The organism is Streptomyces sp. NPDC091272, from assembly GCF_044757485.1.
In the GTDB taxonomy this organism is placed as follows: Bacteria; Actinomycetota; Actinomycetes; order Streptomycetales; family Streptomycetaceae; genus Streptomyces.
In genome coordinates, this window is the sequence record NZ_JBIVVC010000004.1 from 308,385 (window position 1) to 327,753 (window position 19,369).

Annotated in this window: 16 protein-coding genes and 1 pseudogene; 11 read left to right on the forward strand and 6 right to left on the reverse strand. The window is 70.2% G+C overall.

The genetic code is table 11. The annotated features are described in order from the left end of the window. From ACIQM4_RS14510 to ACIQM4_RS14525, 4 genes are all read right to left on the reverse strand, one after another. Nucleotides 1-637: hypothetical protein (locus ACIQM4_RS14510; protein WP_401590880.1), on the reverse strand; the 637-nt coding region annotated here is incomplete at its 3' end. Between the two features lie 123 nt (nucleotides 638-760). Further along, nucleotides 761-1,747, reverse strand: a complete 987-nt coding sequence (locus ACIQM4_RS14515) for a hypothetical protein (protein WP_401590883.1) — start codon at nucleotides 1,745-1,747, stop codon at nucleotides 761-763. Between the two features lie 180 nt (nucleotides 1,748-1,927). Next, nucleotides 1,928-2,509, reverse strand: coding sequence for an HD family hydrolase (locus ACIQM4_RS14520; protein WP_401590885.1), 582 nt, complete (start codon nucleotides 2,507-2,509; stop codon nucleotides 1,928-1,930). Between the two features lie 13 nt (nucleotides 2,510-2,522). Continuing rightward, on the reverse strand, nucleotides 2,523-3,653 hold the full coding sequence (locus ACIQM4_RS14525) for a helix-turn-helix transcriptional regulator (RefSeq protein ID WP_401590888.1): 1,131 nt from the start codon (nucleotides 3,651-3,653) through the stop codon (nucleotides 2,523-2,525). 192 nt (nucleotides 3,654-3,845) lie between these two features. Between ACIQM4_RS14525 and ACIQM4_RS14530 the strand changes: the two genes are divergently transcribed. Next, entirely contained in the window at nucleotides 3,846-4,448 is a 603-nt protein-coding gene (locus ACIQM4_RS14530) for an ATP-binding protein (protein WP_401590891.1), read from the forward strand. 38 nt (nucleotides 4,449-4,486) lie between these two features. Next, a complete protein-coding gene (locus tag ACIQM4_RS14535; protein ID WP_401590894.1) occupies nucleotides 4,487-5,683 on the forward strand; it encodes a protein-L-isoaspartate O-methyltransferase in 1,197 nt (398 codons plus the stop codon). On the opposite strand, the gene ACIQM4_RS14540 is transcribed toward ACIQM4_RS14535, so the two are convergent. Then, on the reverse strand, nucleotides 5,665-6,039 hold the full coding sequence (locus tag ACIQM4_RS14540; RefSeq protein WP_401590897.1) for a hypothetical protein: 375 nt from the start codon (nucleotides 6,037-6,039) through the stop codon (nucleotides 5,665-5,667). The genes ACIQM4_RS14535 and ACIQM4_RS14540 overlap by 19 nt on opposite strands. 294 nt (nucleotides 6,040-6,333) lie before the next feature. Here ACIQM4_RS14540 and ACIQM4_RS14545 point away from each other — a divergent pair, with 294 nt between their 5' ends. The 7 genes from ACIQM4_RS14545 to ACIQM4_RS14575 all read left to right on the forward strand — a co-directional run bounded on the left by ACIQM4_RS14545 (nucleotide 6,334) and on the right by ACIQM4_RS14575 (nucleotide 15,203). Continuing rightward, a complete protein-coding gene (locus tag ACIQM4_RS14545) occupies nucleotides 6,334-6,741 on the forward strand; it encodes a DUF1232 domain-containing protein (protein WP_401590900.1) in 408 nt (135 codons plus the stop codon). A gap of 121 nt (nucleotides 6,742-6,862) precedes the next feature. Continuing rightward, nucleotides 6,863-7,810 (forward strand): LLM class F420-dependent oxidoreductase, encoded by a 948-nt coding sequence (locus ACIQM4_RS14550; RefSeq protein WP_401590903.1) that lies wholly within the window; start codon nucleotides 6,863-6,865, stop codon nucleotides 7,808-7,810. A gap of 86 nt (nucleotides 7,811-7,896) precedes the next feature. Continuing rightward, nucleotides 7,897-8,682 (forward strand): SDR family NAD(P)-dependent oxidoreductase, encoded by a 786-nt coding sequence (locus ACIQM4_RS14555; RefSeq protein WP_401590905.1) that lies wholly within the window; start codon nucleotides 7,897-7,899, stop codon nucleotides 8,680-8,682. A 130-nt stretch (nucleotides 8,683-8,812) separates the two neighbouring features. Next, a complete protein-coding gene (locus ACIQM4_RS14560) occupies nucleotides 8,813-9,940 on the forward strand; it encodes an LLM class flavin-dependent oxidoreductase (RefSeq protein ID WP_401590908.1) in 1,128 nt (375 codons plus the stop codon). A 223-nt stretch (nucleotides 9,941-10,163) separates the two neighbouring features. Continuing rightward, on the forward strand, nucleotides 10,164-11,912 hold the full coding sequence (locus tag ACIQM4_RS14565; protein WP_401590911.1) for an amidohydrolase family protein: 1,749 nt from the start codon (nucleotides 10,164-10,166) through the stop codon (nucleotides 11,910-11,912). After that, nucleotides 11,909-13,366, forward strand: coding sequence for an aldehyde dehydrogenase family protein (locus ACIQM4_RS14570; RefSeq protein ID WP_401590913.1), 1,458 nt, complete (start codon nucleotides 11,909-11,911; stop codon nucleotides 13,364-13,366). Before ACIQM4_RS14565 ends, ACIQM4_RS14570 begins: the two co-directional genes overlap by 4 nt. 247 nt (nucleotides 13,367-13,613) lie before the next feature. Then, entirely contained in the window at nucleotides 13,614-15,203 is a 1,590-nt protein-coding gene (locus ACIQM4_RS14575) for an APC family permease (RefSeq protein WP_401590916.1), read from the forward strand. A gap of 27 nt (nucleotides 15,204-15,230) precedes the next feature. Here the strand turns inward: ACIQM4_RS14575 and ACIQM4_RS14580 are convergent, their stop codons facing one another. Next, entirely contained in the window at nucleotides 15,231-15,581 is a 351-nt protein-coding gene (locus tag ACIQM4_RS14580) for a hypothetical protein (protein WP_401590919.1), read from the reverse strand. 113 nt (nucleotides 15,582-15,694) lie between these two features. On the opposite strand from ACIQM4_RS14580, the pseudogene ACIQM4_RS14585 reads away from it, so the two are divergent. Further along, nucleotides 15,695-16,521, forward strand: a pseudogene (locus ACIQM4_RS14585) (LLM class F420-dependent oxidoreductase). Nucleotides 16,522-16,594: 73 nt separating this feature from the next. Beyond that, entirely contained in the window at nucleotides 16,595-19,225 is a 2,631-nt protein-coding gene (locus ACIQM4_RS14590) for a bifunctional FO biosynthesis protein CofGH (protein ID WP_401590922.1), read from the forward strand. The last annotated feature ends 144 nt before the right edge of the window (nucleotides 19,226-19,369 follow it).

Sequence of the window (19,369 nt, forward strand, 5' to 3'; positions counted from 1 at the left end):
GGTTCCTCCAGGTGGTGCGGGCCGGGGAGTCTCCCAGGCCGATTTCCAGTAGTTCGGCGTAGTAGTCGCGGGACGTGGGGTCCACCGCCCCGAGGGCGCGGGCGAGTGCTTCCAGTATGGCCGGGGCCTGTGGTTCGTTGCCATGTGTCATGGCGGAGAAGGTCGCCATGGTCAGGTCTCTGGCGGCCTCCTCCGGGTCGGTGATCACGGGCACGTTGTCCGGGCCCAGGGCCATGGGGCGGACGGTGAGGGCTGTCCAGCCCTGTGCGGCGCAGGCGAACGGGCCCGCAGCCCATGCGGCTGTGGCGCGGTCTCGGCAGACCACCAGCAGCAGGGCGGGCATGCGGTGCTTCGACTCCAGGAAACCCAGGTAGTACCGCCAGCTGCGTTCCTTGTCGGGGTCGCGTCGGCCCTGGGCCTCGATGGCGAGGAGAAACGGCGGGCCGTCGCAGGGAGTGACGCGAAGGACGCTGTCCACCCGGCGTTCCAGTACCCGGATCTCGGTGGCCTCAGGGGTGAGGACTTCGACGGACGCCTTCTCGGGTACGTCCGCGCCCAGCAGGCGGAAGATCGGAGCCAGTAGTTCCGGCTTCTCCTGGAAGATCCGGTGAGAGGCCTCGTGTGAGGTGGTGACCATGTGGTCGACGTTAGGGCGGGATGTGCCAAGTGAGGTGGGCTTCTGGCATATGCCACCAGTGTGGGTGAGGGGTCGGGCGCTTGAGCGATTTCGCGTGCGGGTGAGTCTGAGGGGGTGGGCGGGTCAGAACGGGGGTGGGTTGTGGGATGCGCCCGTGCCGATCGGGGCCCACTCTCCGCCGTCCTCGCGTACCAGGCATTCCTCGATCTGCGGGTAGTCCCGGCGGCACCCGTCGCACAGGGTCTCGTCGCCGATCGGGCGGAACACGTGGGCGTACGGACGCCCGGGGCCTTGGCACTCGACGGCGGGCCTGGGGCGGGCCCGGTCGAGGAGAGGGTCAGCTGTCAGCTTCGCGAGCGTCGCGTCGTGGGCGGGGCCCAGGGGGTCGGCGACCTTATCCCGGAGGCGGTGGGTGACGAAACCGGCCGAGTTCCGGATCGGCGAATCCGGCAGGGCGTGGGTGAGCGCGTGCTGGACCTCCCAGACCGGGACGCCGCGCCGCAGCTGTGCGGCGACGGCCGACGCGAGGTAGCGGGCGTTACGGAAGCTGAGGGCGAGGTCCTTGCGGGTGTGCCCGAGCTGTCGCAACATCCGCTCGGCGACGGCGAATTGGCTGTCCTCCGGCTCTGTTCCCTGCGGGGTGCTCACCGCCGCTTCCGCCGCCGCTTCGGCTGTCGGTTCTTGGGGCGGGTGGGTGGGGGATGTCTTGCTGTCCGTCTTGGAAGTACCGGTAGAGCGGCCGACGGGCCGCACACTCGGCTGTCCGACGGTCGGTTGCCGCCCGTCGGTGCGCAGCGCGGTGAACTGGTCCTCCGTGAGGGGGACATTGCTGACCCACTGGTCGGTGAACCAGCGCCCTCCGGGGCCCTGTTGACGGTGGTCGTGGACGTACCCGTACTGGACGAGTTCCTTCTTGATCCGCTTGTACGCGGCACACTTGATGCCCAGCTTGGCGGCGTACGCGGAGAGCGGGAGGAGCTCGTCGGCGGGCTTCAGTCCGCTCAGGTGGGCGAGCAGGAGGCGGGCGGCCGGATCGAGCCGGGTGTCGTTGATGAGTGCCTTGGACACCTTGGTGAAGGCGCGCGAGGGCGAGATAGCATGCAGAAACATCGCTGAGGCTCCGATAGCAAGCTTTGGTGGTGAGGCCCTCGGCCGGTGTTGGAGCACCGACGGGGGCCGCCTCTACGCGCCGTAGCGCACGCGGAGAGTGATGACGCGGTCACCGTACCGTATGAAGTGCACGCTCTGTTACGGGACTTGAGAAGTTGCTGGCGGGTCCGGTTCGTGCGATCAGGCCTGACGCTCGCCCATGGCTCGGTGCAGCCAGTCCAGCGTGCCCTGCGAGAGCAGTTCGTCGGCCAGCCGAACAGCAGTTGGGGTGGTCAGGCGCTTGCGGCTGTTGTCGATCCACCGTTGGGCGCTTTCGTAACCCTGCGCCTTGTACTCGATGCCTTGCAGCAGGCACTCCAGCTTGTCCGCGTCGCGGGCACAGATGGACTCCGGGGTCGACTTCGCCTCGTACTCATCGACCAGCTCGCGGACGGTGGTCGCGAGCAACTCGGGCATGCCGGCAGTCTGGTCGGCGGTCACCGCGCGAGCGTCGGCACTCGGGGCGTATTTCTTGCCGAGGTGGTTCACATCCCCGGTGCGGGATTCCTGGGAATCGTGCCAGACGGCGAGGAACGCGGCCCTGGCCGGATCTGCGCCTTCCAGCTTGGCAATGACCGACGCGATCAGCGACGTACGCCAGGAGTGCTCCGCCACACTTTCCGGATCACGGACCCCGGCCATCCACCAACCGGTCCGCCGGGCATTCTTGAGAGTGCCCGCTTCGAACAAGAAGTGCGCCACGGCGGTCAGGTCGTCGGTCACCGTCGATCTCCTCTCACGCCTCTGCGAGGCGGATTGCGTACTGGATGCTCTCGAGCTCCCGGCGGGTCCGCGCCGAGAGCTCCAGGTCATCCAACAGCACGACGAGGCGGTCCCGCAGGCCGATACCCGCCAGCTCCGCAGGGTGCAGCAGTTTCGGCCTCGCCGTGAGAAGCGACCACAACGTGTGGACGTTGAGCTCGAAGAAGCCGTGTCGAGTGGTCAGGCCTCGGGCAAGGTGGCGCAGCAGCGCGCGGCCCTGGAATCCGCCCGGCAGGGGAGCGGCGATGAACGCGTCGGACAATTGGACATGTGGTGTCTCGCCGATCCAGTACGCCCAATAGTTGAGGTTGGCGGACTCACTCGCGTCGTCACCGCACAGGGTGCGGTCGATGAAGTGGAGCATGCGGTCCCGGTCGCCCTGCCGGGCAGCAACTGCGGCCGCCGACCGGCAGTTGAGCCAACGCGACAACCAACCTTCCGGCCGAAAGGCCCGCTGCTGGTGCGCGAGCCATGCGGCTGTGTCGTGTTGCTGGTCGAAACCGGACAAGTACAGCGCCTGCCGCCTGAGAAGGAAGTGGTCGTCGCCCTGGGCCCGCTCGGCGGTGAGGCGCATCCGTGCGAAGAGGCGCTCCCGGTCGGACGCTGAGAGCTCGGGAGCGGCCGGAGCTGGACCTCGGCGGGCCCGCGGCGGCGAGGGCAGTGCACGGACCGACGCCGGTGGCACGCCGTTCAGCGGCCAGGTGAGGACTTCGACGAGGTTCCGTTGCATGACCCAGGTTCCCAGCGCAGGAATTGCGGCGTCCGCACCCTCCTCCAGCAGGCCGACCAGTAGTACGTCGGCTTCCAGGGCGCGTTCCATGGTGGCCAGAAGCGAAGGCGGGACGCCCAGCTGGAGTAAGCGGTGCCTGTGCGACAGCGTCTGACCCACCGGGAGCGAGGTCAACGGACGTCGCCCGGTCTCCCACCCGGCGACAGTCTCGGGCGACACACCGATGGCATCGGCCAAAGACGCTTGTGTAAAACCGATCTGCTCACGCATGACGCGGAACACGTAGCCGGACACAACGCCGGCGTGCCGCCGGGCGGGCGATCCCTTACCACTGGTCAGGGTAGGACGAGAACCGGCTGGCATATTGCTCCCCATAGCTGGTGACTGGGTCAAAGAACCGGTACCGACAGTCACTTCAAGAGGTGGCCACTGCTCCCTAATGTCGTCAATGCAGAGACGACGGACCACAGAGCGTAACGGAATGAGGGTGCCGTGAATGCCACAATCCCCGGCGTAGGAAGCCTCCGCTTCGAAGGCGAGGTACGCGTCGCCGCCAGGGTGCCGCGTATGCCGACTGCCTCCCCCGACGCCGGTGCCGATCCTGCCGTGCCGACCTCCCTCCTCCCACCCGTCACCCACTCCTGGTCCACCGAGTGCGCCCTCACGCCCCGGGCCGTCGCGCTCGCTCGGTCCTTTGCCCGTACCCACCTCACCGTCCTCGGCTGGGCCGGTGACGTGGACACCGCCGTGCTCGTTGTCTCCGAGCTGGTCACCAACGCCGTACGGCACGCCCGGGTGCCCGGTCGGGTGGGGTGGTTGCGGTTGGCCGTGCTGGCGGACGGTGGGCTGCTCGTGGACGTTTCCGACCCGGTTGCCGGGTTTCTGCGGGGTGGCGGGATCGATGTGCCGCCCGGGGCGTGGGACGAGTACGGGCGGGGGCTCCATCTGGTGCGAGAGGTCGGGCAGTTGAGCTGGTTCCCACGGGACGGGGTCGGCGCGAACGGCCAGGACGGCAAGACCGTACGGGTGCGGATGTGGTGTCCGGCGCGGCCTGCGGCAGACAGCGAGCAATCAGGGGGAGCGATGGCCAAGCACAAGGGCGAACCGGACGACAAGCCGTGGACCCCGCCGCCGGACCCGCCGAGCCCGGACGGTTCGCGGCCGAAGTAGAGGGTGGAGGGATGCGAGGGACGCGAGTGGGGGAGGCCATGGATCACAAGCCCATCAGGGACCACAGGACGATCAGCCGGGCAGAGCTTGCCGTCATGGGGGGCTTCAGGACCCCCTGGCTCCGTGCTGCCTTCGACGGCGTCGATCGGGAAGCGTTCGTCCCGGAACGGTTCTGGGGGTACGCCACTGACGAGCACGGTGCGCATCTCGTGGTCGATCGGGCCCTCGACGAAGACGCCTGGCGACGCGAGGTGTGGAACACCCACCGTTCGCTCATCACGCAGATGAACGACCACCTCACGCCCGACAGCGGGCCCGCCACCGGCGACTTCTCCTCCTCTGTCTCCGCCCTCGACATCGTCTTCGAGAAATTGAACCGACTCGACGTGGCGGCGGGTGACCGGATCCTGCACATCGGGACCGCCTCCGGCTACGACTCCGCGCTGCTGTGCGAGCGGGTGGGGAGCGCGCTCCTCACCACCGTCGAGTACGACCCCTCCCTCGCCGCGTGGGGTGCGGAGAATCTGCGGGCCGCCGGCTACTCACCCACCGTGCTCTGCGGGGACGGCCTCGACGGCTGGGCGCCCCGCGCGCCGTACGACAGGATCATCGCCACGGCAGCCGTGCGGCACATTCCGGTGCGGTGGCGGCAGCAGGCTGCGGATGGCGCCGTCATCGTGGTGCCCTTCAGCACGCTGTTCGCCGGCGGCGGGTTACTGAAACTGCACGTCCGCGGCGGCGACGTGGCGAGCGGCAGGTTCGTCGGGGCCGCCTCGTACATGTGGGCCAGGAGCCACCGGCCGAAGCACCGGATGAACCCCGGCCCCGCGCAGCCCAAGGAAGCCTCTCCGATCGACCCGGAGGAGGTCTTCGGAGGCGGCTGGGCCGACCGGTTCGCGCTGGGGCTGTACGTGCCCGATGTCGCGTTCTCCCAGCGGGGGGAGGGTGAGGGCAGGCAGACGCAGCTCTGGGACGAGGCGGGGACCTCGGTCGCTGTCGTCCGCCACGGCGAGTGGTGGCGTCCGAGCACTGTCACCCCGTACGGGCCCCGGAACCTGTGGCGCGAGCTGGTCGGTGCGTACAGCGCGTGGCGGCACGCGGGGCAGCCGCACCTCACCCGGTTCGGCCTCACCCTCGGCGACGGAGCCGCCGACCGGCTCTGGCTCGACGAGCCCGGCCGGGTTGTACGCACCGGGGGCGTCGTGAGCGCGTGTGCTCAGGCCCCGTTGCCGTAGCCGGGGTTCGGCTCGGTGCGGGGGGTCCACCACTCCGCGAGGCCCCAGGTCGCGAGGGCCAGCGCGGCCAGAGCGGCCAGGGCCGTGAGCCAGGGCCGGTCGGTCCATCTGCGGGTCAGCGCCCACGTGCCGAGCGGGATCAGTGCGCCGCCGAGCACGATGAGCGGCAGGTCGAGGTAGAGCACGCTCAGGTCGCGGGCGTGGCCCTCGAAGCCGCCCTCGATGTTGATCGCGGCCTTCGGCGCCCACACCACTGGTGCGGCTGCCGCTCCCAGTGCGGCGAGCAGGCACCCGGTGCCGCCGCCGCCGGCCTTCGGGTGCGCTCTGGCAGCCGGGCCCGCGGGTTTCTGGTCCATGCCCGCAAGGGACGCCCCCGGGGCGCTGTTCGGTTCCGGCGGGCGGTCCCGGCGGGGCGTTCCGGCGGGCCCCCCGACGGGCCGCTCCCGTGGTCCGTTGCGGCGGGCCGTTCCGATGGTCCGTCCCGGCGGGCCGTTCCGGCGGGCCGTACCGGAATCTCCGTGCCTCGCGTACGCACTGGAAGGTGCGGCGCCCCCGCGATGTGAGTGAACCTCTCTCCGTCACCGCGCGGACCGCCTTCATCCGGGTACACGGTAGGAGACGCCCGACGGGCGGTGGTGCGAGGAGTGCGTATGAGTGACGGGACAGTCGTCCTGCTGGTCCTGGCGGGACTCGCGGTCGTGGCGATGGTCGTGGTCGCCGTGATGCTGCTGGTCAAGATGGTCAAGGCGCGCAAGCTGCTCAACGAGGCCGGTATTCCGGTGGAGAACAAGTTCCTGTTCTGGGGAGCTGTCGTCTACCTCCTGAGCCCGGTCGACCTGCTGCCCGATCCGCTGCTGCTCGACGACATCGGAGTCATGCTGATCGCGCTGCGGTCGCTGTACGCGGCGGCCGAGAAGGCGGGGGTGACACGAGGACGGGGGCGGGAGCCGGACCGGGTGCCCGTCATCGACCCGGCGGGCAACCCGGTGCGCAGGCGGGACAGGAGCTGGGCGGACAAGGCGCCGACGGCCGATCCCTCCCGGGCGTACCGGCGCTGAGCGGCCTTGCGTCCCGGTGCGGAAATCCGCCCTGCGGAACCCCTTGTCTGACGAGGCGTCAGCTATGACGATGGGCCGGTCGATGAGTGCATGACGGTCCGTCAGTTCTGGGGGTCTTCTCATGGTACGCGTCCTGCCCGAGGGACGGCTGTCGTACGGGATGCAGTTGCCCGTGCAGTCGCAGAGCGTCATCTACGCGGAAGGGTGGGAGGCCGGCGCCGGACCCGAGGATCTCGCGGAGATCGCGCGGGTGGCCGACCGGAGCGGCTTCGCGTACATCGCCACCTGTGATCACGTGGCGATACCCCGGCGGCTGGCCGACGCCATGAGTACGGTCTGGTACGACCCGGTCGCGACGCTGGCCTTTCTGGCCGCCGTGACCGAGCGCGTGCAGTTGCTCAGCCATGTGGCGGTGGTCGGCCTCCGGCACCCGCTGGTGAGCGCGAAGCAGTACGCGACGCTGGACCATTTGAGTGGCGGGCGGTTGATCCTCGGGGTCGGCGCGGGCCACGTCGAGGAGGAATTCACGGCGGTGGGCGCCGACTTCGCCGGACGCGGCGCCGTTCTCGACGAGACGATCGACGCCCTGCGGGCCGCGCTCGGGCCCGAGGAGTTCCCGGAGTTCTCGGGGGAGCGGTTCTCGTTCAGCGGGCTCGGGCAGAGGCCGCGACCCGCACGGGAGCGGGTGCCGGTCTGGGTGGGCGGCTCGTCGCCCGCGGCCGTACGCAGGGCTGCCGTACGGGGAGACGGATGGCTGCCGCAGGGTGACCCCCGCGACAAACTCGCCGTGCAGATAGAGAAGTTGCGGCGGCTGCGGGCGCAGGCCGGCAACGAGGAACCCGTCGAGATCGGCGCCATCACCGAGCCGTTGTACGTCGGCCCGGCCGGCTGGGACGTCGGGCGGCGCACCCTGCGCGGCGGCCCTGACGCGATCGCCGAGTCCCTGCGGGCGTACCGGGCGATGGGTGTCGACCAGATCCAGGTCCGGTTCCGCAGTCGGAGCAGGAGTGAACTCACCGACCAGATGGCGGCGTTCGCGACCGAGGTCGCCCCCCTGCTCCAGAAATAGCGCCGGCTGTCCCCGCTCCGTCAAGCAGCGGTGGCTGTCCTGCGCCATCAGTCGGACTCGGCTCAAGCAGTAGGGGTGTGGTCGGTATGGGCAAGCTGGACGGGCGCGTGGTCGTGGTCACCGGGGCCGCGCGCGGGCAGGGCGAGCAGGAGGCGCGTCTCTTCGCTGCCGAAGGGGCGCGGGTGGTGCTGGCGGACGTACTGGACGACCAGGGCGAGGCGTTGGCGAAGGAGCTGGGGGAGGAATCGGCCAGATACGTACGTCTTGACGTGAGTCAGGAGGACGACTGGACGCGCGCCGTCGCCGTGGCCAAGGAGGCCTTCGGAAAGATCGACGGACTGGTCAACAACGCGGGGATCCTGCGGTTCAACGAGCTGGTGAACACCCCGCTCGCGGAGTTCCAGCAGATCGTCCAGGTCAACCAGGTCGGTGCCTTCCTCGGCATCCGTACCGTCGCCCCCGAGATCGAGGCGGCCGGCGGCGGGACCATCGTCAACACCGCCTCGTACACGGCCCTGACCGGCATGGCCTACGTGGGTGCCTACGCGGCCACCAAGCACGCCATCCTGGGTCTGACCCGGGTCGCGGCGATGGAGCTCGCGGCCAAGGGCATACGGGTGAACGCCGTGTGCCCCGGGGCGATCGACACCGCGATGTCCAACCCGGCGCCCCTCGGCCCGCCGGCGGATCCCGAGGCGGCGGCGGCCGGCATTGCCGCGCTGTACAAGAAGCTCGTCCCACTGGGGCGGATCGGGAAGCCGGCAGAGGTCGCGGCGCTCGCGCTGTTCCTGACCTCCGACGACTCCTCGTACATCACGGGCCAGCCGTTCGTCGTGGACGGTGGGTGGCTGGCGGGGGTCTCGGCCTTCTGAGCCGGGTGTACGGCGGGCACGGAGCGCATCTGATGGGTCGTCAGTATTGACGGTCCAGAGGTGCGGTGGAACAGTCGGTCACATCCATATCTGACGGGGCGTCAGCAAACATCAAGGACGGTGGACTTCCGTGGAGTTCGGTCTCTTCGTGCAGGGTTACGTGCCTGCCGCGCGCCAGAAGGTCGACCCCGAGGCAGAGCACCACGCTCTGATCGAGGAGACCGAGTACGTCATCCAGGCGGACAGGTCCGGGTTCAAGTACGCCTGGGCGAGCGAGCACCACTTCCTCGACGAGTACTCCCACCTGTCGGCGAACGACGTGTTCCTCGGGTACCTTGCGCACGCGACGGAGCGCATCCACCTCGGGTCGGGAATCTTCAACCCGCTGGCGCCGGTCAACCACCCCGTCAAGGTGGCGGAGAAGGTGGCCATGCTGGACCACCTCAGCGGCGGGCGGTTCGAGTTCGGCAGCGGGCGCGGCGCGGGGTCCCACGAGATCCTCGGGTTCATGCCGGGCATCACCGACATGAACCACACCAAGGAGATCTGGGAGGAGACGATCGCCGAGTTCCCCAAGATGTGGCTCCAGGACGAGTACCAGGGCTTCCAGGGCAAGCACTGGTCGCTGCCGCCGCGCAAGGTGCTGCCCAAGCCGTACGGGAAGGGGCACCCCGCCATGTGGTACGCGGCCGGGTCGCCGTCCTCGTACGCGATGGCGGGCCGGATGGGGCTGGGGGTGCTGGGCTTCAGCGTCCAGAAGGTGTCGGACATGGAGTGGGTCGTCGAGTCGTACAAGAACGCGGTGAAGGACGCCGTGCCGGTGGGCGCCTTCGTGAACGACAACGTCATGGTGACGTCCACCGCCATCTGTGCGGAGACGCACGACAAGGCGGTGGAGGTCGCGGTGAACGGCGGGCTGAACTACCTGCAGTCGCTGCTGTTCCGGTACCACGACACGTTCCCGAGGCCGGAGGGCATTCCGGAGTGGCCGGAGCTGCTGCCCGAGTACAACAGGGAGATCGTCGAGCTTCTGATCGCTGAGGAGCTGATGATCTGCGGGGACCCGGACGAGGTGCTGACCCAGTGCAAGAGGTGGGAGCAGGCGGGGGCGGACCAGCTCACGTTCGGGCTGCCGATCGGGGTGCCGAAGGAGGACACGCTCAATTCGATCAGGCTGATCGGGGAGCACGTGATTCCTCGGATCGACACGGATCCGGTCCACCGGACGACGCGGCAGCGGCAGCAGGCGGCGGGTTAGGGGTCGGGGTCGGGTCTTTCCCCGTCTGCCTTCCGGGGCGGGGGCCCCGGGCCGCGCCCGGCACACGCTTGCGCCGCGCGTGCCCGAACGCCGCACGGGCCACACGCGTCCGAGCTCGCCCAAGGTGTCCGGACGGACCACACGCGTCCGAGCTCGCCCAAGGTGTCCGGACTGACCGCACGCGTCCGGACACCTCCGAGATACCGCTCTCGAAAGGAATCCCATGCTCGACCACCTCATCCGCAACGCGACCCTCGTGGACGGGACCGGTGGGCCCTCGCGGGTTGCCGATGTCGGGATCCGGGATGGGCGTATCGCCGTCGTCGCCGTGCCCGGCACCCTTCAGGAGCGGGCCCGTACGGAGGAGGACGCCAGTGGGCTCGTCCTCGCGCCCGGGTTCGTCGACCCGCACACGCACTACGACGCCCAGCTGTTCTGGGACCCCTACGCCACCCCTTCGCTGAACCATGGGGTGACCACCGTCGCCGGCGGGAACTGCGGGTTCACCCTGGCCCCGCTCCACCCCGACCGGCCCGAGGACGCCGACTACACGCGGCGGATGATGTCCAAGGTCGAGGGCATGGCGCTGGCCGCGCTCGAAGAGGGCGTGGAGTGGTCGTGGTCCTCCTTCGCCGAGTACCTGGACGCGCTGGAGGGGCGGATCGCCGTCAACGCGGGTTTCATGGTGGGACATTGCGCGCTGCGGCGGTACGTGATGGGCGCCGACGCGGTCACCGACCGGCAGCCCACCGCCGCCGAACTCACCGAGATCGTCCGGCTGTTGCACGACGCGATGGACGCGGGGGCGTGGGGTTTCTCGACCACGCAGTCGTCCACCCACTCGGACGGGGACGGCAAACCGGTCGCTTCGCGGCACGCCAGGCCGGCCGAACTGCTCGCGCTCAGCAAGGCCGTCGGTGAGCACGAGGGCACGCAGATCGAGGCGATCGTCGCCGGGTGTCTCGACCAGTTCGACGACGACGAGATCGAGCTGTTCGTGGACATGAGCGCGGCGGCCGGCCGCCCGCTGAACTGGAACGTCCTCACCATCGACGCCGCCGTCCCCGAGCGCGTGCCCCGGCAGCTGATACCCAGCGAGCGGGCCCGTAAGGCGGGCGGGCGGATCGTCGCGCTCACCATGCCCATCCTGACCCCGATGAACATGTCACTGGGGACCTTCTGCGCGCTGAACCTGATTCCGGGCTGGGGCGAGATCCTGTCCCTGCCCGTGCCGGAGCGCATCGCGAGGCTGCGCGACCCCGAGGTGCGTGCGGAGATGCTGAGGCGGGCCGACTCCAAGGAGGCGGGCGTCTTCCGGCGGCTGGCCGACTTCGGGCGGTACGTCATCGGCGACACCTACAGCGACGAGAACCAGCGGGCCGGTGTCAGCGGCCGGGTCGTCAACGACATCGCGGCCGAGCGCGGCCAGGACCCCTTCCACTGCCTCGTCGAGATCTGTGCCAACGACGACCTGCGGACCGTCCTGTGGCCGATGCCCACCGACAACGACCCCGCCTCGTGGACCCTGCGCCGCGAGACCTGGGAACACGAGGACGTGCTGCTCGGCGGCTCCGACGCCGGGGCCCACCTGGACCGCATGTGCGGCGCGCCGTACACCACCCGCTTCCTCGGCGACTGCCTGCGCGGGCGGAAGCTGGTGGCTCTGGAGCAAGCGGTGAAGATGCTCACCGACGATCCCGCCCAGCTGTTCGGGCTGCGGGAGCGGGGGCGCGTCGAGGAGGGGTTCCACGCGGACCTCGTCCTCTTCGACCCCGAGCGGATCGACGCCGCGCCCGCCACCCTCGTGCACGACCTGCCGGGGGACAGCCCGCGGCTCGACTCCAAGGCGCTGGGGATCGTGAGCGTACGGGTCAACGGGGTCGAGACCATCCGGGACGACCGGGTGACGGGCGCGGTCCCCGGGACCGTGCTGCGTTCCGGCCGTGACACCAGGACGGTGGCCACCAAGTGAGCGCCGAGCAGGGACTGTTGATCGGTGGCGAGTGGGTGGAGCCCGACGGCGGGCACTACGAGGTGGTCAACCCCGCCACCGAGGAGGTGGTGGGGCTCGCTCCCGAGGCCTCCGCCGGACAGGTGCGCGCCGCCGCCGACGCCGCCCGCGACGCCTTCGGTCCGTGGTCCCGTACGAAGCCGGAGGTGCGGGCCGCCCTCCTGGACCGCGCGGCCGACATCATCCGGCGCGAGTCCGTCCCGTACGCCGCACTCGCCCGGGCCGAGACCGGGGCCACCACCGCCACCGCGCTCGGGATGCAGGTGGCGGTCGGGGAGGCGCGCTTCCGCCGGTACGCGAAGGGCGCGCTGGAACCGACGGAGACGGCGATCGGGCCGCAGGTCAGCCCGGCGGGGCCGATGGGCAGGGCAGGCGTCTTCGGCGCGCTCGCAGTCCGTCAGCCGGTCGGCGTGGTCACCTGCATCACCTCGTACAACAATCCCTGGGCCAACCCGGCGGGCAAGATCGCACCCGCGCTGGCGATGGGGAACACCGTGCTCGTCAAGCCCGCGCCGCAGGACCCGCTGTCCGTCTTCCGGATGGCGGAGGCGCTGGTGGAGGCGGGGATTCCGCCCGGGGTCGTCAACGTCGTCAGCGGGACGGCGGTCGGGGTGGGGGAGGCGGCCGTGGACTCGCCCTCGGTCGACATGGTCAGCTTCACCGGCAGTACCGGGGTCGGGCAGCGCATCGCGGAAGTCTGCGGGCGCGGCATGAAGCGGCAGCTGATGGAGCTGGGCGGGAAGGGCGCGGCCCTCGTGCTCGACGACGCGGACCTGGACTCGGCGGTGCGCGGGATCGGGACGACGTTCTCCTTCTACAGCGGGCAGATCTGTACGGCGCCGACCCGGGTCGTCGTCCAGCGGGCGGTGTACGAACCGCTCCTGGAGAGGCTCGCCGGGTACATCGGGTACCTCAAGGTCGGGGACCCGGCCGACCCCGCCACCGTGGTCGGCCCGCTCATCTCCGCCGCGCACCGCGACCGCGTCGAGTCGTACGTCGAGCTGGGGAGGAAGGAGGGGGCCAGGCTGGTGGCGGGCGGCGGGCGACCGGCCATGGAGCGGGGCTTCTACGTCGCGCCCACGCTCTTCGCCGACTGCACGAACGACATGCGGATCGTCCGCGAGGAGATCTTCGGGCCGGTCGTCGTGGTCGTCCCCTTCGACGACGAGGAGGAGGGCGTCGCACTGGCCAACGACAGCGACTACGGGCTGATCGACTACGTCTGGTCGGGCGACGTCGCCCGTGCCTTCCGGGTGGCGCGGCAGCTGCGGGCCGGCGGGGTCGGCATCAACACCGTGGGCCGCAACATGGAGGCGCCCTTCGGCGGCTTCAAGCAGAGCGGAGTGGGCCGTGACGTGGGCTCTTACGCACTGCACGCGTACAGCGAACTCCAGGCGGTGGTGTGGCCCGGGTGAGGCACGCGTCACCGCGCGGAGCCCCGGAAGAGGGACGACGGGAAAATTTGGAATCGGTACAAAGTGGACGGACCTGCGGTTTTCGCATAGGGGGGAGGAGTGGATTGACTCGTAGTTTGGGTGGGTGCCATCTGCCTTTCTCCTTGGGTTCCTTGATCCTTGAGGTTTTTGTCCCTCTCAAGTCAAGGAACTCTGAGCGGACTTCAACCCTCCGGATGTGGAAACCGCAGGACTTAACGTCCTGTTCATGACTCAGGTGGAAGCAAAGCCGCAGGCCGGAGACCCGGTAAGGGGCGTCCCCGAGGATGCCGCCCCGCACCAGCCCGGTGACGGTGTACGCAGCAAGGGCCTCGGCGGCAACTCGGTGGGCCTCTTCGGCAGTGCCGTCATCGGCATCTCCACCGTCGCCCCCGTCTACTGCCTTACCTCCACCCTCGGCTCCACGGCCGGCGAGGTCGGCCTCCAGATGCCCGCGATCTTCCTCGCCGGGTTCCTGCCGATGCTGCTGGTGGCCTTCGCGTACCGCGAGCTCAACAAGGTCATGCCGGACTGCGGCACCTCCTTCACCTGGACCGTGAAGGCCTTCGGGCCGCGGGTCGGCTGGATGTGCGGCTGGGGTCTGGTGGTGGCCACGATCATCGTCCTGTCGAACCTCGCGGGGGTCGCCACCTCGTACTTCTGGCTCCTCGCGGGCGAGGTCACCGGCAGCGAGGCGATCGCCGGGCTCGACGACAGCAAACCGGTGCACATCCTCACCTGCCTCGCCCTGATCGCCCTCGCCACCCTGGTCAGCTACCGCGGCATGACCGCCACCAAGGGCGTGCAGTACGCCCTGGTGGGACTCCAGCTCGCCGTGCTCGCGCTGTTCGTCGTGATGGCGTTCAGCAAGGCGGACAGCGGCCTGCCCGAGTTCGCGGGCGGCCTCGACTTCTCCTGGTCCTGGTTCAACCCCTTCTCGGTGGGCTCCTTCGCCGCCTTCACCGCGGGGCTGTCCCTGTCGATCTTCATGTACTGGGGCTGGGACGCCTGCCTGACCGCCAACGAGGAGACCACCGGAGCTGAGAAGACGCCCGGCCGGGCCGCGCTCATCGCGATGGTCGTCCTGGTCGGCTCCTACCTGGCCACCGCGGTCGCCGCGCAGATGGCCGTCGGGTCGGGGGACAAGGGCCTCGGGCTCGGCAACCCCGAGACCTCGGACAACGTCTTCGCCGCCCTCGCGGGCCCCGTCATGGGCCCCGTACTCGGCATCCTGCTCTTCGTCGCCGTGCTGGCCTCCGCGACGGCGAGCCTGCAGACCACGTTCATCCCGGTGGCGCGCACCGTGCTTGCGATGTCCTCGTACGAGGCGCTGCCCGCCGCGTACTCCCGGGTGCACCCCCGCTTCAAGAGCCCGGGGCGCGCGACCGTCCACGCGGGCGTGGCCACCGGCGTCTTCTACACGGTGATGACCCTGGTCAGCGAGCACGTCCTGGTCGACACGATCTACGCGCTCGGCCTCATGATCTGCTTCTACTACGCGCTCACCTCGTTCGCCTGCACCTGGTACTTCCGGCACGAGCTGACGCGGTCGGTGCGCGACGCCTTCTTCAAGGGCGTCTTCCCGGTGCTGGGCGGCGCGCTGCTCGCGGCCGTCTTCGCGAAGACGCTGTACGACATGTGGGACCCGGCGTACGGAAGCGGCTCGTCCGTCTTCGGTGTGGGCTCGGTGTTCGTGATCGGCGTCGGACTGCTGCTGGTCGGCTTCGTGATCATGCTGGTGATGCAGCGGCGCAGCCCGGCGTTCTTCCGGGGCGAGGTACTGACGAAGGACACGCCCGCGCTGGTGGTCGCCGACTGAGGAACGTCCGGCCCCTGCTGCCGGGGCTCAGGTGCTGCGGCGGTTGCGGCGCACCAGCAGGAGGACGACGACCACCAGGACGACCAGGACGACCACACCGAGCACCAGGCCGATGACCAGGCCGCTCGCGAGGCCCTTCGACTTCTTCCGCTTCTTCTTGGGCTTGGGCTTCGACTCGGCCGCGTGCACGGTCGCGGGCGTCCGGCTCTCCGCCCCGGTACGGGCGGCGGGCGCGGCGCCCGGCAGGCTCCGGCCGTGCGCCGCCGTCGCCGTGGTGCGCGCCGTGGGCGCGGCCGATGCGGCGGACAGCGACACGGCAGGGGCGCCCAGGAACAGGGTGCCCGCGAGGAGGAACGTGGTGGTGGTCCTGGTGCTCATGCGCATGGCGATGCGCCCTTCCCCGTGAGGGCCGGATCCGCTCGGACTCTCGGCTTTCGGCACCGTACGCCTTAGCGTGTGGCGGCTACCAGGTTCCTGACGGAGGAGTTTGCATGCGGATCGCGGCGACGATTTTCCTGACCGACGAGACGATCACCCCCGTACGGCTCGCGAGCGAGTTGGAGCAGCGCGGCTTCGCCGGTCTCTACCTGCCCGAGCACACGCACATCCCGGTCGGACGCGAGACTCCGTACCCGGCGGGCGGAGACCTGCCGCGCGAGTACACCAGGACGCTCGATCCGTTCGTCGCGCTGGGGCAGGCGGCCGCGGTGACCCGGCGGCTGGGGCTCGGCACCGGGATCACACTGATCACGCAGCACGACCCGATCGGCCTGGCGAAGCAGATCGCGACCCTGGACCACCTGTCGGGCGGGCGGTTCACGCTGGGGCTCGGATTCGGCTGGAACAGGAGGAGGCCGCCGACCACGGCGTGCGGTGGCGCACCCGGCGGGAGCTCGGACGGGACCGGGTGGCCCTGATGCGGGCCCTGTGGGCCGATGAACCCACCGCGTACGAGGGTGAGTTCGAGTCGGTACGGGCGAGTGAGGCGCACCCGAAGCCGGCCGGGGGAGCACCGCGCATCCTGGTCGGCGGGGCGGCGGGACCAAGGCTCTTCGCGGACATCGCGGCCTACGCCGACGGCTGGATGCCGATCGGCGGGCACGGGCTCGGCGAGTCGATCCCGGCCCTGCGCGAGGTGTGGGAGGCGGCGGGCCGCGATCCGTCGGGGCTCCAGGTGGTGCCGTACGCGGTGCTGCCGAGCGCCGGCAAGCTGGCGCACTACGAGGAGCTGGGGATCGAGGAGGTGGTGCTGCAACTGCCGCCGGCGGCCGAGGCCGAGGTGCTCGCCACCCTGGACGGCTTCGCCCCGTACCTCTGAGGCGGGAAGGTGTGCCGGGGGTCACGCGTGCGGTGCGAGAACCGGGCCCGGGCGCCGAACGTATCCTCAAAAGATGACCAGCTCCGCAGCGCAGCCCACCAGCCAAGGTCCCACGACTCCTCCCCCCACCGAGAGCGCGATGCGGCGTGCCCTCAAACGTGCCAGGGACGGCGTCGCCCTCGACGTCACCGAGGCCGCCGTCCTCCTCCAGGCACGCGGCGCGGACCTCACCGACCTCTCCGCCTCCGCCGCCCGGGTGCGGGACGCGGGACTTGAGGCGGCCGGACGGCCGGGCGTCATCACGTACTCGAAGAAGGTCTTCATCCCGCTGACCCGGCTGTGCCGGGACAAGTGCCACTACTGCACCTTCGTCACCGTCCCCGGCAAGCTGCGCAGGGCGGGGCACGGGATGTACCTGTCGCCGGACGAGGTGCTGGAGATCGCCCGCGCCGGTGCGGCGGCGGGCTGCAAGGAAGCCCTGTTCACGCTCGGCGACCGGCCCGAGGAGCGCTGGCCCGAGGCGCGCGAGTGGCTGGAGGCTGAGGGGTACGACGACACCCTCGCGTACGTACGGGCCATGGCGATCCGGGTGCTTGAGGAGACCGGGCTGCTGCCGCACCTCAACCCGGGCGTGATGACCTGGACGGAGCTCCAGCGGCTCAAGCCCGTCGCGCCCTCGATGGGGATGATGCTCGAGACCACGGCCACCCGGCTGTGGAGCGAGCCGGGCGGGCCGCACCACGGGTCGCCCGACAAGGAGCCGGCGGTGCGGCTGCGGGCGCTGGAGGACGCGGGACGGTCCAACGTCCCCTTCACCACCGGCATCCTGATCGGGATCGGCGAGGACTTCGAGGAGCGGGCGGACTCGCTGTTCGCGCTGCGCAGGACGGCGCGCGCGTACCACGGCATCCAGGAAGTCATCGTGCAGAACTTCCGCGCCAAGCCGGACACGGCCATGGGCAGGATGCCGGACGCGGAGCTGGAGGAGCTGGCGGCAACCATCGCCGTCGCCCGGCACATCCTCGGGCCGGGCGCCCGCATCCAGGCGCCGCCGAACCTCGTCGACGAGGAGTACGCACTGCTGATCGGGGCCGGCATCGACGACTGGGGCGGTGTCTCGCCGCTCACCCCCGACCACGTCAACCCCGAGCGCCCCTGGCCGCACATCGACGAACTCGCCGCGAGGACCGCGGATTCGGGCTTCACGCTGCGCGAACGCCTCACCATCTACCCGGAGTTCATCCAGCGGGGCGAGCCCTGGCTCGACCCCCGGCTGGTGCCGCACGTGCGGGCGCTCGCCGACCCGGAGACCGGACTCGCCAAGGCGGACGTCATGCCGACCGGCCTGCCCTGGCAGGAGCCCGACGAGGCGTTCACCGCGACCGGCCGCACCGACCTGCACCACACCATCGACACCGAGGGCCGCACCGGCGACCGGCGCGACGACTTCGACGCCGTGTACGGAGACTGGGAGGCGCTGCGTGAGGCCGCGGCGCCCGGCATGGTGCCCTCGCAGATCGCCGGCGACATCAGCCGCATCGACGGCGAGGTGAAGGCGGCGCTGTCCCAGGCCGCCGACGACCCGACCGGCCTGACGGACGCCCAGGCGCTGACACTGCTGCACGCGGACGGGCCCGCCCTCGACGAGCTGTGCCGGATCGCCGACACCCTGCGCCGGGACGTGGTCGGCGACGACGTCACGTACATCGTCACCCGGAACATCAACTTCACCAACGTCTGCTACACCGGCTGCCGCTTCTGCGCCTTCGCCCAGCGCCGCACCGACGCCGACGCGTACACCCTCTCCCTCGACCAGGTCGCCGACCGCGCCGCGCAGGCGTGGGACGTGGGCGCCGTCGAGGTCTGCATGCAGGGCGGCATCCACCCGGACCTGCCGGGGACCGCCTACTTCGACATCGCACGGGCGGTGAAGGAGCGCGTGCCGGACATGCACGTGCACGCCTTCTCACCGATGGAGGTCGTCAACGGGGCCACCAGGACCGGACTTTCGTTCCGCGAATGGCTGACCGCGGCGAAGGAGGCCGGTCTCGGGTCCATCCCCGGCACGGCGGCGGAGATCCTCGACGACGAGGTGCGCTGGATCCTGACGAAGGGGAAGCTGCCGACCGCCGAGTGGATCGACGTCATCAGGACCGCCCACGAGGTGGGACTGCGGTCGTCCTCCACCATGATGTACGGGCATGTGGACCAGCCCCGGCACTGGCTGGGCCACCTGCGCACCCTCGCCCGCATCCAGCAGGAGACGGGCGGCTTCACGGAGTTCGTGACACTGCCGTTCATCCACACCAACGCGCCCGTCTACCTGGCCGGTATCGCCCGCCCCGGGCCGACCGTCCGGGACAACCGCGCCGTCACCGCCATGGCGCGGCTGCTCCTGCACCCGCACATCACCAACATCCAGACCAGCTGGGTGAAGCTGGGCGCCGAGGGCGCGGCGGAGATGCTGCGCTCGGGGGCCAACGACCTCGGCGGCACGCTGATGGAGGAGACCATCTCGCGGATGGCGGGTTCGAGTTACGGCTCGTACCGCTCCGTCCAGGACCTGATCGCCATCGCGGACGCCGCAGGGCGCCCCTCACGACCGCGCACCACGCTGTACGGAGAGGTGCCCGAGGAGCGCGTGGCCGCCGCCCGCGCCTCGGACGGACATCTTCCGCAACTGCTCCCGGTGTTGGGGGACTGAGCCGGAACCACCGGGCCACCAAGGGCGTCGTCGCTGTTGCGGCGGCGCCCTTCGGCGTACCGGGGCGGCCGTCGCCGGTACGGCATCAAGAGCGCGTAAAGATTGCCGGGATCGGGCAATGTCGAATGTCAGTGCCGTGTGCGA